15 protein-coding genes and 1 tRNA gene are annotated in these 14,811 nt (G+C 48.6%); 11 read left to right on the top strand and 5 right to left on the bottom strand.

Annotation, left to right across the window (positions count from 1 at the left end; genetic code table 11):
• Both CFT61_RS15780 and CFT61_RS15775 read right to left on the bottom strand, forming a co-directional pair.
• The coding region (locus CFT61_RS15780; RefSeq protein WP_142990663.1) for a hypothetical protein at window positions 1-951 on the bottom strand (951 nt) is incomplete at its 3' end.
• Window positions 917-1,804, bottom strand: a complete 888-nt coding sequence (locus tag CFT61_RS15775; protein ID WP_142990662.1) for a hypothetical protein — start codon at window positions 1,802-1,804, stop codon at window positions 917-919. The genes CFT61_RS15775 and CFT61_RS15780, both read right to left, overlap by 35 nt.
• Window positions 1,805-2,533: 729 nt before the next feature.
• Between CFT61_RS15775 and CFT61_RS17085 the strand changes: the two genes are divergently transcribed.
• The 5 genes from CFT61_RS17085 (at window position 2,534) to CFT61_RS15755 (ending at window position 5,532) form a co-directional block, all read left to right on the top strand.
• Window positions 2,534-2,635, top strand: a complete 102-nt coding sequence (locus CFT61_RS17085; RefSeq protein ID WP_437176835.1) for a smalltalk protein — start codon at window positions 2,534-2,536, stop codon at window positions 2,633-2,635.
• Window positions 2,636-2,736: 101 nt separating this feature from the next.
• Window positions 2,737-3,336, top strand: a complete 600-nt coding sequence (locus tag CFT61_RS15770; protein ID WP_089545353.1) for a DNA-binding protein — start codon at window positions 2,737-2,739, stop codon at window positions 3,334-3,336.
• A gap of 255 nt (window positions 3,337-3,591) precedes the next feature.
• Window positions 3,592-4,410, top strand: coding sequence for a metallophosphoesterase family protein (locus tag CFT61_RS15765; protein ID WP_254919014.1), 819 nt, complete (start codon window positions 3,592-3,594; stop codon window positions 4,408-4,410).
• Complete coding sequence (locus CFT61_RS15760) at window positions 4,388-5,086, top strand: hypothetical protein (RefSeq protein ID WP_089545351.1); 699 nt, start codon at window positions 4,388-4,390, stop codon at window positions 5,084-5,086. Before CFT61_RS15765 ends, CFT61_RS15760 begins: the two co-directional genes overlap by 23 nt.
• Before the next feature lie 20 nt (window positions 5,087-5,106).
• Entirely contained in the window at window positions 5,107-5,532 is a 426-nt protein-coding gene (locus CFT61_RS15755) for a Fur family transcriptional regulator (protein ID WP_089545350.1), read from the top strand.
• A 351-nt stretch (window positions 5,533-5,883) separates the two neighbouring features.
• On the opposite strand, the gene CFT61_RS15750 is transcribed toward CFT61_RS15755, so the two are convergent.
• Window positions 5,884-5,956: transfer RNA gene (locus CFT61_RS15750), tRNA-Lys, on the bottom strand.
• Between the two features lie 246 nt (window positions 5,957-6,202).
• On the opposite strand from CFT61_RS15750, the gene CFT61_RS15745 reads away from it, so the two are divergent.
• Together CFT61_RS15745 and CFT61_RS15740 are read left to right on the top strand one after the other, a co-directional pair.
• Window positions 6,203-6,571 (top strand): DMT family protein, encoded by a 369-nt coding sequence (locus tag CFT61_RS15745; RefSeq protein WP_089545349.1) that lies wholly within the window; start codon window positions 6,203-6,205, stop codon window positions 6,569-6,571.
• 150 nt (window positions 6,572-6,721) lie between these two features.
• The gene (locus CFT61_RS15740; RefSeq protein ID WP_089545348.1) at window positions 6,722-8,005 is read left to right on the top strand and encodes an O-acetylhomoserine aminocarboxypropyltransferase/cysteine synthase family protein; all 1,284 of its coding nucleotides are present in this window, start codon (window positions 6,722-6,724) and stop codon (window positions 8,003-8,005) included.
• A gap of 384 nt (window positions 8,006-8,389) precedes the next feature.
• Here the strand turns inward: CFT61_RS15740 and CFT61_RS15735 are convergent, their stop codons facing one another.
• The gene (locus tag CFT61_RS15735) at window positions 8,390-9,193 is read right to left on the bottom strand and encodes an MBL fold metallo-hydrolase (protein WP_089545347.1); all 804 of its coding nucleotides are present in this window, start codon (window positions 9,191-9,193) and stop codon (window positions 8,390-8,392) included.
• A 137-nt stretch (window positions 9,194-9,330) separates the two neighbouring features.
• Here CFT61_RS15735 and CFT61_RS15730 point away from each other — a divergent pair, with 137 nt between their 5' ends.
• On the top strand, window positions 9,331-9,786 hold the full coding sequence (locus tag CFT61_RS15730; protein WP_089545346.1) for a hypothetical protein: 456 nt from the start codon (window positions 9,331-9,333) through the stop codon (window positions 9,784-9,786).
• Here the strand turns inward: CFT61_RS15730 and CFT61_RS15725 are convergent.
• A complete protein-coding gene (locus CFT61_RS15725; RefSeq protein ID WP_254919013.1) occupies window positions 9,740-11,920 on the bottom strand; it encodes a BamA/TamA family outer membrane protein in 2,181 nt (726 codons plus the stop codon). The two genes, CFT61_RS15730 and CFT61_RS15725, sit on opposite strands and share 47 nt — an antisense overlap.
• Before the next feature lie 130 nt (window positions 11,921-12,050).
• On the opposite strand from CFT61_RS15725, the gene CFT61_RS15720 reads away from it, so the two are divergent.
• From CFT61_RS15720 to hisB, 3 genes are read left to right on the top strand one after another with little or no spacing between them, the layout of a single operon-like run.
• Window positions 12,051-12,806 carry an RNA methyltransferase gene (locus CFT61_RS15720; RefSeq protein ID WP_089545345.1) on the top strand — a complete coding sequence of 252 codons (756 nt, stop codon included), beginning with the start codon at window positions 12,051-12,053 and terminating at the stop codon, window positions 12,804-12,806.
• A gap of 2 nt (window positions 12,807-12,808) precedes the next feature.
• The gene (locus tag CFT61_RS15715; RefSeq protein ID WP_089545344.1) at window positions 12,809-13,519 is read left to right on the top strand and encodes a hypothetical protein; all 711 of its coding nucleotides are present in this window, start codon (window positions 12,809-12,811) and stop codon (window positions 13,517-13,519) included.
• A gap of 31 nt (window positions 13,520-13,550) precedes the next feature.
• Window positions 13,551-14,627, top strand: a complete 1,077-nt coding sequence (gene hisB, locus CFT61_RS15710) for a bifunctional histidinol-phosphatase/imidazoleglycerol-phosphate dehydratase HisB (RefSeq protein ID WP_089545343.1) — start codon at window positions 13,551-13,553, stop codon at window positions 14,625-14,627.
• Window positions 14,628-14,811: the final 184 nt, after the last annotated feature.

Below are 14,811 nucleotides of genomic sequence, written 5' to 3'. Positions count from 1 at the left end.
TGCCAGATAGTCACCATCGTATTCATTCAGTTTTTTGGATAACACTCTGGTCAGCGTATCATTTACACTTGAAAGTTTAATCTTGTTTCCCTGTTCATCTTCTCCCAATTCAAAAAGACAATCCTCCATCAGGAACTTGCAAAATGCGGCCCCCGCAGAGGGAAGCTTCATTTTTTTATCATCACACCAATATTGCTTGAAGGCATGAATAGAGAGAATAAGAAAATTATCCTGCTTCGTATCGAGCATAAGCCCCGTACGCTGGCGGGATGAAATATATTTCTTGAATACCTGAGCCCAATACTCCGTAGCCTCTACATCTTTTTCCTTATCAGCGTTAGTGAATAAAAGAGAAGGCTTTCTTCCCTTTGGACTTCCATTTCTCGCCAACGTGGTTTTAAGTCTGCCTTCGTGATCCGTTAGAGTATTATCGCTATACATCATATACCCAATAAGCCAATCATTAAGTTCTTCATTATGCGCTTCATAATAAGAATTACTGATAATTGAGCTTATTACATGATCCCTATCTTTTGTTTCCCTAGTCATTTGTTCAAACAAACTAAATGCCAAAGTCTTATAGAAACCATATCCATCTACAAAATCATCACTCAGTTTCATCAGACAGGTAAATAAAATACCTATAATCAGATCTGCCGACTTGTCAATTTCCTCATCAGGGCATTGGGGCACAGCCAATAGGCGCATATCCCCCCATATCCGGCTACGCACAGAAGAATAAACCACCAGGACATCCTCATCAGCCTCGGTTCTACTGATGAAATCCAGCCATGCCATAACTTCCTGAAACACCTCTTCGGGCAATAGATGAAAATTCTTCAAATTCACCACGTATGGCTGGCATAAGATTCTGATTAGCTTAAAGAAGACATGATCCTTGTAAGCACGATCTATCTCATTTCTTGATATGACGTTTATTCTTTCCAGCATTTTGCTCCTCCTGTTCAATAAGTTTCAAATCGGGATAGATTTCATCAAACCATGCAGCAAACTTTTTCCTCTGCTCTTGAAATGGCAGTTTTTCCTCCACCTCATCATTCACATCTGCTATGATGCTCTTGTCCAAAGGATAGCTAGCCGCCGAATCTTTAGCCGAGGAAATCACTCTGCCACTGTCCAGCGTAGCTTTTATTTCATAGCCATTCTTACAAGCTATGTGCGACATCATATCAAAATATTCCTCCACTTCAGATACGCTCGCATCTTCTGGTAAGCCATAGTCAAAATTGGCATAAGTAGCCCGAATTCCCATTCCATATTTTAAGAACTCTTCAAGCATCATACGCTCTCGCTCGTTTACACTCAGAGGGAACGAGGTCTTGATATTTGGTATCTGCAGACCTATAGACTGAAGGCGGTCTTTTCCATTACTACACAACAATCTCACTTTTTTCCAGAACTCATCCTTTATGGAAATAGGCCGAATCCTCACATTGTAAGGCTGCTTCTTCCTGAAAAGTTCATCCAGACAGACCTCTATATTCTTTCGCACATAGTCAATGTCCTGAAAGGCTGCACTTTTATGCTCTATGCCCATAAGGATATAATCATCAGAATGGCGGAAATCGAAGACAACACTGAAGTAAGGGAAATCTATGACATGATTTTCCTTATGCGACTTTTCTGCATTCAATGTTCTTTGCGACTGCTTCTCCATTCTAAAGTAGAGCATCTCCTTACCAAACTTCGTGAGATTATCAGCCTCTACAGGACGACCTTTGCCATCCTGGAAAGACAGTTTTTCATCTATCAGATCAAAAAGTTCATCTGCCAGATCCTTCATTGATTCTACACTTGGCTCATCGTTTAAATCCTTTAGATAGGATTCAAAGCTAAGCCTATAAACAAATATTCTTGCTGTTGGGGTTGCCATTTTTTCTTAAATTGTTAATTCTATTGCAAAAGTACTAATAATAGTTGACAATCTATCATATTTCCATTCTTTTTTTTCAAAAAAACAGAAAAATAATACAAAGAGAAAAAGTGAACGAGGTGAATGGTGAACGAGGTGAATCACACGCTTTTCCAACTCTATCAATACATTTCATCTGAAAAGAGATAGTAGTAGCTACGCGCGTACATTATTATATAAGATATTCTTAATAAAAAATCCTTTTTCAGGTATCCGTTTTCCATCAGATTCACCAAATTCACCGTTCACCTCGTTCACTTCGTTCACTTTTTCCATACCCCATTCACCTTTTCCCTCTCCCCCTCCTCGCCCCTTTTCCTGCGTCGCCACGTAGCAATTCCTGCGTCGCCACGTAATATTTCCTGCGTCGCGACGCAGGAAACGGCAGCTCTATTGAAGGGGATTTCATGCCCCACATCACAACTGCCGGGACAAGCCGATTCAAATGCCGGGACAACTATTGCATTTCGCCCAAAAATGTTGTATCTTTGCATCGTCAATGAAACTCATTGATGGGGCTCTCTGCCGGACAGGATACCGCGGAACTGCATGGAGGGGATGCCCGATACAGAAACTGGATTATTCACTAAAAAGAAAGGAATGAAGAAAATGAAAAAGGAAACTTGGAAATCAATTCTGCAGATCATCGTGACTGTACTCACTGCACTCTGCACATCACTCGGAGTTACGAGCTGCATGTAGTGCTCGAATCTTTCACGATATCGAGCTAGACTGAAACTGAATTAACCACTAAAATCGAGTTTATTGAAATTTAAATTATTCACTAAAAAACTATTTGAATTATGGGTATCAAAGTAAAAGCTATCGAGCGCAACGTCGCTTTTGAGAAGGGTAAGCAGAAGTGGGCATACGTTATGCAGGCAGACCTCTACGGTCAGCTTACCCAGAGTAAGGTTATCGAGGAAGCTGCCGTGCGCAGCGGACTCGCCAAGCAGGTAATCAACGCTGCCTGGGGCGCCATCGGAGCAGTCATCACCGCATGGGCCACCGAGGGTCACTCCGTGGCTGTACCGGGTCTCGGTTCACTCCGATTCGGTCTGAATTCTACCGCCGTGGAGGATGTCAACAAGGTGAGCAGCTCGCTCATCAACCGCCGCTACATCATCTTCGTGCCTAACGCCGACATCAAGGAGGAGCTCGCCAAGACCAGCGTCAACATCACCTGCTACGACCGCAACGGCAAGATCGTGAAGCAGGTTACCTCTGCCGACAAGAACGACACCGGGGAGGATGACAACAAAGATAACACCAACCAGGGAGGAGGTACTTCGCAGGGCGGTGGAACTTCGCAGGAAGGTGGCGGAACCAGCCAGGGAGGCAACACCAGCCAGGGTGGCGGCACTACCGAAGGCGGAGGAGGCGACGACAACGTAAGTCTCTAAAAACAATGTAGAGCTCTAAAAACAACGTAGATCTCTAAAATCATCAAGGTGTGCCAGATCACAAGGAAGTGAATCTGGCGCACCTTCTTTTTTTTATCTTTTTCTCCTTAAAAATGGTCTTTTTGGAAAAACCTCATTATTTATTCAAGTTTTTTTCGTACCTTTGCACGCGAAATCAATAGCCTGGAATATCAAACAGGCTAGAATATCAGATAGACTAGAATATGAATATGTATTTAAAATAAGGTATAAGATATGAAATCTCACATTAAAATGTATCTACTTGTCTGTATTGCTGCCCTGCTCCTTACGGGCTGCGATACCGTATTCGATGTTCACCCTTACGATGTTCGCGTAAAGGGCGAAACCGACCTGAATGCCAAGAACATACAGAAGATAGAGCAGAAGATGAAGAGCAAGGATACCATCCGGTTTGCCGTGATCAGCGACAGCCACCAGTGGCTCGACGACCTCGTGGATGCCGTAAATGATATCAACAGCCGCCAAGACAGCATCGACTTCGTGATCCACTGCGGCGACATCTCCGACTTCGGCGCTACCCGCGAAATGAAGTGGACACGAGAAAGAATGCTGAAACTCAAGATGCCTTCGGTGGTGCTGCTGGGCAACCACGACTGTCTGGGCACGGGCAACCAGACCTATGAGGCCATCTACGGCAATCCCGACTTCAGCTTCATCGCCGGAAAGGTAAAGTTCGTTTGCCTCAACACCAATGCCATCGAGTACGACTACTCCCGTCCGGTGCCTAACTTCGACTTCATGGAGGCGGAACGCTCTGCCGATTCGCTCGACTTCGACCGCACCGTGGTGTGCATGCATGCACCTCCCTACTCCGAGCAGTTTAACAACAACGTAGCGAAGGTATTCAATTATTACATCCACGAGTTTCCTCGCCTGCTGTTCTGCCTGGACGGTCACGGTCATCACACCAAGAAGGAAGACCTCTACAACAACGGCACCCTGTTCTATATGGCAAGCAGCGTACACTTCCGTCAATATTACATTTTCACCATCACACCAAAGGATTATCATGTTGAAGTCATCGATTTTTAAGTTCAGTATATGGGCGCTCCTCCTGCTATCGGCAAGCACAACGGCAAGCGCCGGCGAGGAGGGGTTAGAAAAGGAGAATTTAGGAAAGGAGAGTTCAGAAGAAGATTCACTCACCCGATACGACAGGCGCATCCTCCGCTATCGCAAACACTGGGATGTGCTGATGCCTACGCAGAGCGTGATACAGACCTGCGGCAACATGGGTATCATCTCGCTGGGTATCGGATGGGACTACGGCAAGCGAAGCCAGTGGGAGACGCATCTGCTCTTCGGCATCGTTCCGAAATATGATTCGGATGAAGTAAAAATGACAATCACGCTGAAGGAGAACTTCATTCCCTGGCGAAAGGACTGGGGAAAGGGATGGCAGTTTGAACCCCTGGAGTGCACGCTGTACCTGAACACGGTGTTGGGTCACGATTTCTGGACAAAGCAGCCTACCAAGTACGAGAGCGGATATTATCCCTTCTCTACCCGAATCCGCCCGAATCTGGGATTTGGCGAACGGTTTACGTATCAGATTCCGAACAACAGGCGCAAGCGCGTGAAGAGCCTCACGCTCTTCTATGAGTTGAGTACGAATGATATCTATTTCATGCGATTCTACCGCAACGGCAATGCCGGTTTCTGGGATGTCTTCGGACTGTCGTTTGGTGCAAAAATGCAGATACTCTAAGTTATTTTAAAAGAAAAAAGATGGAAACAGAAGAGATTGTTCATAAGCTGGAGGCGAAGGGCATCAAGCCCACCTCCAACCGCATACTGGTAATGAAGACTCTGGTGAATGAGCAGAATCCGCTAAGTCTGAAGGATTTGGAGCAGAAGATGGTGTCGATGGACAAGTCGAGCATCTTCCGCACGCTGACGCTCTTTCTGGAGCATGATGCCGTTCATGCCTTCGAGGATGGAAGGGGGATATTGAACTACGAAGTGTGTGAGGAGGAAGGAGAGTGTGATCATCATGATGGTCATATTCATTTCTACTGCGAATCATGCCACCGTTCGTTCTGCATGGAGGATATCCATATTCCGAGCTTCGAATTGCCGGAAGGATTCTATCCCCACTCCGTCTCCTTCGTCATCAAGGGAGAATGCCCTGAATGCAGGAAGAGGCTTCGCTGAAAGCAATGCCTATTCAAAAGAAAGAGGCATCGCTGAAAGAGGGTGTGTCATAAGCCACATCCCATACGCCCTGAAAGGGCAGAAGCTCCTAGCCCAGGGCAACGCCCTGGGTTTTAGAATAAACACAGCAAAGTCGCCCTGAAAGGGCAAAAGCTTTGTATATTGCTCAATATTTTAAAGCTTTTGCCCTTACAGGGCGACGGGTTTGCGTTCATAATTACCCAGGGCGATGCCCTGGGCTAGGAGCTTCTGCCCTTTCAGGGCGTATTGGGTAATTTCAACCGTACAGGTCGAAAAAAGATGAAACAAAAAAAGCTCCGAAGAAAGATGAACTTCTTCGGAGCTTTTTTGTACACCCTTAGGGATTCGAACCCTAGACCCACTGATTAAGAGTCAGTTGCTCTACCAACTGAGCTAAGGGTGCAGCAAGCTTAGCATTTGAGTTATTTCTCAAAAGCGGTTGCAAAGGTACTGCTTTTTTCTGACACTACCAAATTTTTCGGCAACTTTTTTCTTTTTCATGCGCATTTTTCTGATTTTCCATACATTTTCAAGAGAAAAAGTGTATCTTTGCAGCCACTTATACATTATTATATATGTAGAGCATCAAAGAACATAAGAGAATATAAGAGAAATCTTATCAATTAAGAAATCAAAAACATAAGAGAATATGAACGGAATATACACTATCCTGCTCCTCGTGCTGAGCAACATCTTCATGACGCTCGCATGGTATGGACATCTCAAACTCCAGCAGACGGGCACCAGCAGCAACTGGCCACTCATCGGAGTCATCGCCTTCAGTTGGGCGATCGCCTTCTTCGAATACTGCTGCCAGGTACCAGCCAACCGCATCGGATTCATCGACAACGGCGGTCCATTCAATCTGGTACAGCTCAAAGTGATACAAGAGTGCGTGTCGCTCATCGTCTTCGCCATCATCGCCAACCTCCTCTTCCAGGGGCAGGGCCTGCATTGGAATCACTTTGCCGCATTCGTCTGCCTCATCGCTGCCGTGTATTTCGTCTTCATGAAATAATAAAGCTTTTGCCCTTACAGGGCGACAGACTTGCGTCCTGAATACCCAGGGCGATGCCCTGGGCTAGGAGCTTCTGCCCTTTCAGGGCGTTAACAACAAAGAAAGAAAGAAGAACAATTATAACAACACAAAATAAAAGAATAACCGACAATGGAAAAGAAATTACGTGTTGCTTCCCTCTGCGTGCAGGGAGGCTATGAGCCGAAGAACGGCGAACCGATAGAAGTGCCTATCTATCAGAGTACTACATTCAAATACGACAACTCTGAGGAGATGGCGATGCTCTTCGACCTGAAGAAGGAGGGTTACTTCTATACCCGACTCCAGAACCCTACCAATGATGCTGTGGCAAAGAAAATCGCTCAGCTCGAAGGTGGTGTGGGTGCCGTATTGACCTCAAGCGGTCAGGCAGCCAACTTCTATGCCGTATTCAACATCTGCGAGGCTGGCGACCACATCGTTACCTCTAACGAAATCTACGGCGGCACCTTCAATCTCTTCGGCGTTACCCTGAAGAAGCTCGGCATCGAGTGCACCTTCGTAAACCCTAACGCCAGCGAGGAGGAAATCCAGAAGGCATTCCGCCCTAACACCAAGGTAGTGTTCGGCGAAACCATCAGCAACCCTGGCTGTGCCGTGCTCGACATCGAGAAGTTCGCCCGCATTGCTCACAAGAACGGCGTGCCTCTCATCGTAGATAACACCTTCGCCACACCTATCAACTGCCGCCCATTCGAGTGGGGTGCCGACATCGTTACCCACTCTACCACCAAGTATATGGACGGTACCGCATCGCAGGTAGGCGGCGTAGTAGTGGATAGCGGCAACTTCGACTGGATGGCGAATGCCGAGAAATTCCCTGGCCTCTGCACACCGGATGAGAGCTACCACGGACTCACCTACGTGAAGGCTTTCGGCAAGATGGGATACACCACCAAGCTCGTGGCACAGCTGATGCGCGACCTGGGCTCCATCCCTGCGCCAATGAACTCATTCATCCTGAACCTGGGTCTCCAGAGCCTGCACCTGCGTATGCGCCAGCATTGCGAGAATGCGCAGAAGGTGGCTGAGTTCCTGCAGAATGATGAGCGTGTGGCTTGGGTTCACTATAGCGGACTGAAGGGCGACGAGTATTACGACCTTGCCCAGAAGTACATGCCAAACGGCACCTGCGGCGTCATCGCCTTCGGATTGAAGGGCGACCGTGAGACTGCCATCAAGTTCATGGATTCACTGGATATGATCAACATCGTGACTCATGTGGCAGATGCCCGCACCTGCGTGCTCCACCCTGCCAGCCATACCCACCGTCAGCTTTCAGACGAGCAGTTGAAGGAGGCAGGCGTTGCCCCAGATTTGATTCGATTGTCAGTAGGTATCGAGGATGTGGAGGATATCCTGGATGATATCAAGCAGGCATTGGATAAGATCTAGAAAATCAGTATGATTTAGGCAATGCCCGGCATGTTCCAAGTGGTGTTTGCATCCACATGCCCTGTTTGCATCCACACGCCCTGAAAGGGCAGAAGCTCCTAGCCCAGGGTAACACCCTGGGTACATAGGGATATAACAGAGTCGCCCTGTAAGGGCAAAAGCTTCTCAATACCAAGCTTTTGCCCTTACAGGGCGACTTTCTTGCTTATGTATAACCCAGGGTGTTACCCTGGGCTAGGAGCTTCTGCCCTTTCAGGGCGTGCCGGGAATAGAAATTCCAGTCATTCTCTTAAGCCAGCAATCATTGATTCAGGGCGGGCCGGGAATAGAACTTCCGGTCATTCTCTTAAGCCAGCAATCATTGATTCAGGGCGGGCCGGGAATTTATACCAATTTAAAAATCTCGCTAGGCGTCTTCCGCTTCAGCACTTCCAGCTCGAAGTCCTTTCCGGCAATGATGCCCTTGCTCCTGAGAATCTGCTCCACGGTCTTTCTCGCCAATTCGGGATGATTATTCTCCTCACTGAGATGGCAGAGCCAAACGTGGCGGAGGCTCGGAGTGGCGAAGTCGGCAAGCGCATGGGCACACTCATCATTGCTGAGATGACCGTTCGGACCCAGGATTCTCTCCTTCAGATACTGAGGATATTTTCCAGTCTGAAGCATCTCCACACTATAGTTCGATTCGAGCACCAGATAGTTCGCCTTGCCGATGAACTCCTGAATCTCCTCCGTGATGTGTCCCACATCCGTAATCAGACAGAATGTGACACCCTCGTGCTCCACGAAATAGCCCACATTATCCGTACTGTCGTGAGGCACCCCAAACGGAGTAACCCTGAACTCGCCCACCTGGAACGGCACACCTTTCTCTATAATGTGCGCATGATTGGGCACGATTTTCTTTCGGACGCAGTAGTTGCGCTCGATACCTGCATGAACTTTACGGGTTGCATATACTGGTAGATGATAGTCAGTACTCAAGCTCCCCACCGACTTTACATGGTCGGCGTGGTCATGGGTAATGAGGATATGATGTACATCCTCGAAGCGCAATCCATAGTTATGGAAGTGCTTTTTCAGGGTTCTGATACCTACTCCTACGTCTATCAATAGCGAATCCGTTTCAGTGTAAAGATAGTAGCTGTTGCCACTGCTTCCACTGCCAAAGGATATAAATTTTAGCATTTTAATTGTTATTTTCCCTGCAAAGTTAGCAAAAAAGATTCTTATTACAAAGTTTTTTACTATCTTTGTGCCCAAAATAAGCAAATAAATAGAAATTTTAAGATTTAGGAAACATGGTTAGGAAAACAATATCCTGTATGGCTATCGCCGTAGCAGCCATACTAGCAAGCGTTTACACCCTTACGGGATGCCAATCTCATCAGGGTGACGAAGACCAGCTGGAGAATGACATCGATTCATTCGCCACCTACTACTTCAACTGGCAGTTCCCCAAGACTCAGAAATACTGCACCCAGAGTTCGGAACCCTGGCTCCGCTATGCTGCCAGCAACGTGCATCAGGCGGATGTAGATCTGCTGCGCACCAAGGCTGAGGATGCCACGATAGAGATCAACGACATCGACTTCAGCGACGACGGAGCGAACGCCACCGTCAGCATCACCGTATATAATTTTCTGCAGATGGACACCATCGGGCAGGAAGCCCACCTCGTAGAAGAGGCCGACTTCCACCTGCCGATGCGTATCGAGAACGGGGTATGGAAGATTAGAATGGTAAACCTACCGCGAAGTGAAAGGCGAAATCACGACTGAGCTTTGGGTGAATAATCGCCCAATGCTCATCCCCACTCTCGTAGGCAGGATTGATTGCCTTCATACCCATATCGAATCGGAGGATGAAATAATCGAAGTTCAACCTCAGACCCATACCATACGCCGCAGCAATCTGCTTGTAGAACTTATCTAACTTAAACTGTCCGTTAGGCTGCTCATCATATTTTCTGAGCGTCCAGATATTACCAGCATCCACAAACAGGGCACCTTCGAATTTCCAGAACAAAGGAGTGCGGTACTCGGCATTCAGGTCGAGCTTCATATCACCCGTCTGGTTGATGAAGTCGATGCGTCCGTCATTGCCCTTGTATCCGCCAGGTCCCAGCTCTCTTACGCCCCAGCCTCTCACCGAGTTGGCACCACCCGAAAAATACCGTTTCTCGAAAGGCAGCACCTTGCTGTTACCGTAAGGATACGCCACGCCGATGCCTGCATGCAGCGCCAGCACGTTACGGTCGTCGAAGCGCACCAGATGGGTATAGTCGAAATCAGCCTTGGCATACTGGGCATAGGCGATATTGATGAAGGTACGCTGTCCCTGAGAATTTATCTTGAAATTCAGCGCCTTGGAGAAAGCGCTGAGCAGATTGCCCGAAGACTCCACATTCAGTCGGAAGGCATCTATCCCATCGCTATAGGTCAATCCGAATCCCATCTTCATGATGAAGATATCCTCGTAGTTATAGCGCAGGATGGCATTTCTATTATCTACATCATCCAGATAGTCGCGCTTGAAAGTCTCTGAAATCCAAGGCATATACACATAGTTGAGGTCGAGCAGGTCGAATCGCCAGTTGAGATGATGGCGGGGTTCTGCCCAGCGGTAGCGCCATGCCATGGAGAAGACGCGACGATGGAACTCCGGACGGTTCTGGAGGTCCCAGGCCACCGAATACTCCGTATTAGCAGTCTGTCTTCTTCTGAAATTTTTAGACAGCAGCGGTGCCACGAAGCGTGGGAACACCAGCTTGCTCTCTATCGAATACTCCTGATAGTTCTGGTCCTGATAGCCCTCCAGTCCGGTGATAGCCTCGTAGGCACCACGCAGCTCGATACTCAGCTGTTCGCTACCCCGGAAGAGGTTTCTGTTGGTATAGGTGAGCGAAGCCGCAGCACCCAGGTCGCCTGCCGTATTGGTTCCTTCCGGCTGGAAGGAGATGGTAGAAGGCTTGTTGGTGCTGATCTGGATATTGCAATCGAGCATTCCGCTATCGGGAGCTTCCACGAATCGGATATTGGTATATTTCACCGCCTGCAGGCGTGCGAAATTATTATACGTACGTTGCAGGGCAGAGGCGCTGTAGGGACTTCCCTCCTTCAGGGCAGTGGCATTCAGAAGCACCTGATGGCGCAGGTGGATGCGGTCGCTGTCGTTGCTGAGATAGTTGATTTTCCTGATCTCGTATCGTGAGTGTGGGGTTTCCGGCGCATTACTGTTAGCCTTGTAGTTCATCAGATGCAGGGTAACGCCGATATCTTTGCTGCCCGTGATGGTATCTGCAGAAAAGTGGATGAAATCCTTGTTGAAGCGGAAGTATCCATCATCAATGAGGAGATTGGAAATACGCTTGCGCTCATTATCCAGCGCCTCTACCGTGAAACGCATTCCCGGTTTCAGCATCTGGTTATCAGGATTATCCAGTTGCAATCTATCCTGTATGTTCTTATCCTCTATGTCATATTCCACCTTGCCGATGAGGAACGGCTCACCGGGATGCAACAGATAGGTGGCATCCAGCTTCGGGGCTTTCTTCCGCTTCCTGGTTCCGCCCTTCGCCCAATCCTCTCCGTGAACGGTAGTATAGAGGGATACGCCAGCGTGCAGGAATCCCTGGTTCTGCATCGCCGTGAGCAGGTCCTGGCAAGTGAGTCGAGCCTGGATGGAATCATAGATGATAGGCTTCTTGCTGAACGGGTTTTTAAAGAGTGCAAAGAGCTTTGGCTTCTCTTTCTGTCGCACATACTGCTTGAGCGCCCCTGCATCATATTCCGCAGAGTCGCTCTTCACTTCCACCTTATTTAATATATACTCCCCCTCCTGCACATACTTGCTGGCAGAACATCCAGCCAGAAGCAGTGGCAGGGCGAGAACTGAAATCTTCTGTATTTTCACGAATCTAATCCTTTTAGATTGCAAAGATAGTGTAAATCGAAGGAAATACAAAATATTTAGCACTTTTTATTTTGTATTGTCTGCTTTTTATGCTACCTTTGCATCCATTAAAGATTAGAAACAACAACAAATGATTAGCAAGAATAAGATAAAATACATTCGTTCGCTCGAACTGAAGAAGAACCGCAACAAGGAAGGAAAGTTCGTGGCGGAAGGTTTCAAGGTAGTAGATGACCTGCTCGCCCTGCAACCTGCCGACCTCATTGTGGCTACCCAGGAGTGGCTCCACGGCAAGCACCTTGCGGCTCAGACAGAAGTGATAGAGGTGACCGAGGAGGAGCTGAAGAAGGTGAGCTTCCTGCAGCATCCGCAGCAGGTGCTGGCTGTTTTCAGACAGGATACATCAGGAGATTACTCTATTAACACCAACGAACTGAGTCTGGCGCTCGATGGCGTACAAGACCCGGGCAACCTGGGCACCATCATCCGAATAGCCGACTGGTTTGGCATCACCCACATCTATTGCAGTCAGGACACAGCCGACGTGTATAACCCGAAGGTGGTACAGGCCACGATGGGCAGCATAGCGAGAGTGAAGGTGGAATATGGCAACCTGCTGGCTCTGGTAGAATCGCTGCCTGCAGATGTACCCGTATATGGCACCCTGCTCGATGGCGACAACATCTATCAGCAGCAGTTGGAAAACCGGGGACTCATCGTGATGGGAAACGAAGGAAAAGGCATTTCGCCTGCCCTTGCCAAGAAGGTGAACCACAGACTGCTCATCCCGAACTTCCCGGAAGGAAGAGCCACTGCCGACAGTCTGAACGTAGCGATCGCTACCGCCATCACCTGCTCGGAATTCAGAAGAACTAAATCATTATAACTATGGAAGTAAATGAATTATTTAAGCAACGCAGCATAACTGCCTGCATGAAAGCATCCTACAATACCGTGACGAGCGATATCCGTTCGCTCGTCAAGCAGACATGGGTTACCCACGTGCCTTTCGCAGTATTGCTGGCAATCGTACTTTACTTTCTCCTCCCCAACAAGTCGCTTCACGATTGGGGAGAAGCGAATCCGATGGCTTCATTCATCCTGCAAACCATCATCTACGCAGCCACCCTCGTGATGGCGGCAGTATCATTCTGGCATCTCCTGCCCCACAAGCAGCTCTGCCCTCAGGGCGAAAAGCGCAAGCCAGGCAGATCGCTGGTCCGCATCCTCCGCCACTTCGGAGGCTTCCTCATGACCTGCTTCCTGGGCATGATGATCGTAGGCATCGCCACCTTTATCGCAGCTGTGCCTACCATCATCCTCATCATCGCCCAGCTCTACTCACAGTTGGGTGCACTCCAGGGCGATCCGCTCGGCGTACCGGGCTATTTCACCCCACTCCTCTTCCTCGTCTTCACCCTCACCAGCCTGCTCATCATCTATGCCCTCACCTGGCTCGGCATCACACTGGCTTACCAGTATGCATCCTACAAGGTGCAGGATGAGGAAAAGAAAAAACTGAAGGAGAGTCAGCTGCAGATGGCTGTAGCCGGCATAGAGCAGATGGCTGCAGAAGAAGAGGAAAACAAGAAGTATTAATCATATTAACATAAAAGAGATAGAAAGAGACATGAAACAGACAAGATTACTCTTCATCGACCGCGACGGAACCCTGATTCAGGAACCTGCGGACGAACAGATTGACAGCTTCGAGAAGCTGGTATTCACCAAGGGCGTATTCCGCAACCTCGCCTTCATTGCCCAGCACACCGACTACGAGCTGGTGATGGTGAGCAACCAGGACGGACTGGGCACCGACTCCTTCCCGGAGGATACCTTCTGGCCAGTACACAACTTCATCATCCAGACCCTGGAGAGCGAGGGCATCCACTTCGCCAAGCAGCACATCGACCGCCACTTCCCTGAGGATAACTCGCCGATGAGAAAGCCGGGCACGGGCATGCTGACCGAATACATCGACAACCCAGCCTACGATATGGCAAACAGTTATGTAATCGGCGACCGTGAAACCGATGCCCAGCTTGCCGAGAACCTGGGTTGCAAGAGTCTGATTCTCGGAAAGGATGGTATGGACTGGGATAAGATTGCTGAGATTCTCTTTGCCGGCGACCGCATCGCCGAGGTGAAGCGCACCACCAAGGAGACGGATATCTACATCAAGGTAAATCTCGATGGCAGCGGCAAATGCGACATTTCTACCGGTCTCGGTTTCTTCGACCACATGCTGGAGCAGATAGGCAAGCATGGCATGATGGACCTCACCATCCACACCAAGGGCGACCTCTATGTGGATGAGCATCACACCATTGAAGATACGGGTATAGCCCTGGGCGAATGCCTGCTGCAGGCTTTAGGTGATAAGCGCGGAATAGAAAGATACGGCTATAGTCTGCCGATGGATGATTGTCTCTGTCAGGTGGCATTGGATTTCGGTGGCCGTCCATGGCTGATCTGGGATGCAGAGTTCCATAGAGAGAAGGTGGGCGAAATGCCAACCGAGATGTTCAAGCATTTCTTCAAGAGTCTGAGTGATGCGGCTAAGATGAACCTCAACATCAAGGCTGAGGGCGAGAACGAGCATCACAAGATAGAAGGCATCTTCAAGGCGCTTGCCCGCTCGCTGAAAATGGCGGTGAAGAGAGACATCTATCACTTCGAGCTTCCTAGCTCAAAGGGAATGCTGTAATAAAACGAATAGTTGTTATTAGCAGCACGCCCTGTTATTAGCAGCACGCCCTGAAAGGGCAGAAGCTCCTAGCCCAGGGTAACACCCTGGGTTACGCATAAGCAAGAAAGACGCCCTGTAAGGGCAAAAGCTTCTCAAATACAAAGCTTTTGCCCTTACAGGGCGACTTCTTTATCCCATTATA

The organism is Segatella copri, assembly GCF_002224675.1.
GTDB lineage: Bacteria > Bacteroidota > Bacteroidia > Bacteroidales > Bacteroidaceae > Prevotella > Prevotella copri_U.
This window is presented reverse-complemented; position numbering and strand designations above follow the sequence as displayed.

What these genes read in the sequence shown, in the direction of transcription:
- CFT61_RS15775 (WP_142990662.1), bottom strand. Translation starts at nt 1,804, where the DNA reads ATGAAGGATCTGGCAGATGAACTTTTTGATCTGATAGATGAAAAACTG.
- CFT61_RS17085 (WP_437176835.1), top strand. Translation starts at nt 2,534, where the DNA reads ATGAAGAAAATGAAAAAGGAAACTTGGAAATCAATTCTGCAGATCATC.
- CFT61_RS15770 (WP_089545353.1), top strand. Translation starts at nt 2,737, where the DNA reads ATGGGTATCAAAGTAAAAGCTATCGAGCGCAACGTCGCTTTTGAGAAG.
- CFT61_RS15765 (WP_254919014.1), top strand. Translation starts at nt 3,592, where the DNA reads ATGAAATCTCACATTAAAATGTATCTACTTGTCTGTATTGCTGCCCTG.
- CFT61_RS15760 (WP_089545351.1), top strand. Translation starts at nt 4,388, where the DNA reads ATGTTGAAGTCATCGATTTTTAAGTTCAGTATATGGGCGCTCCTCCTG.
- CFT61_RS15755 (WP_089545350.1), top strand. Translation starts at nt 5,107, where the DNA reads ATGGAAACAGAAGAGATTGTTCATAAGCTGGAGGCGAAGGGCATCAAG.
- CFT61_RS15745 (WP_089545349.1), top strand. Translation starts at nt 6,203, where the DNA reads ATGAACGGAATATACACTATCCTGCTCCTCGTGCTGAGCAACATCTTC.
- CFT61_RS15740 (WP_089545348.1), top strand. Translation starts at nt 6,722, where the DNA reads ATGGAAAAGAAATTACGTGTTGCTTCCCTCTGCGTGCAGGGAGGCTAT.
- CFT61_RS15735 (WP_089545347.1), bottom strand. Translation starts at nt 9,193, where the DNA reads ATGCTAAAATTTATATCCTTTGGCAGTGGAAGCAGTGGCAACAGCTAC.
- CFT61_RS15730 (WP_089545346.1), top strand. Translation starts at nt 9,331, where the DNA reads ATGGCTATCGCCGTAGCAGCCATACTAGCAAGCGTTTACACCCTTACG.
- CFT61_RS15720 (WP_089545345.1), top strand. Translation starts at nt 12,051, where the DNA reads ATGATTAGCAAGAATAAGATAAAATACATTCGTTCGCTCGAACTGAAG.
- CFT61_RS15715 (WP_089545344.1), top strand. Translation starts at nt 12,809, where the DNA reads ATGGAAGTAAATGAATTATTTAAGCAACGCAGCATAACTGCCTGCATG.
- hisB (WP_089545343.1), top strand. Translation starts at nt 13,551, where the DNA reads ATGAAACAGACAAGATTACTCTTCATCGACCGCGACGGAACCCTGATT.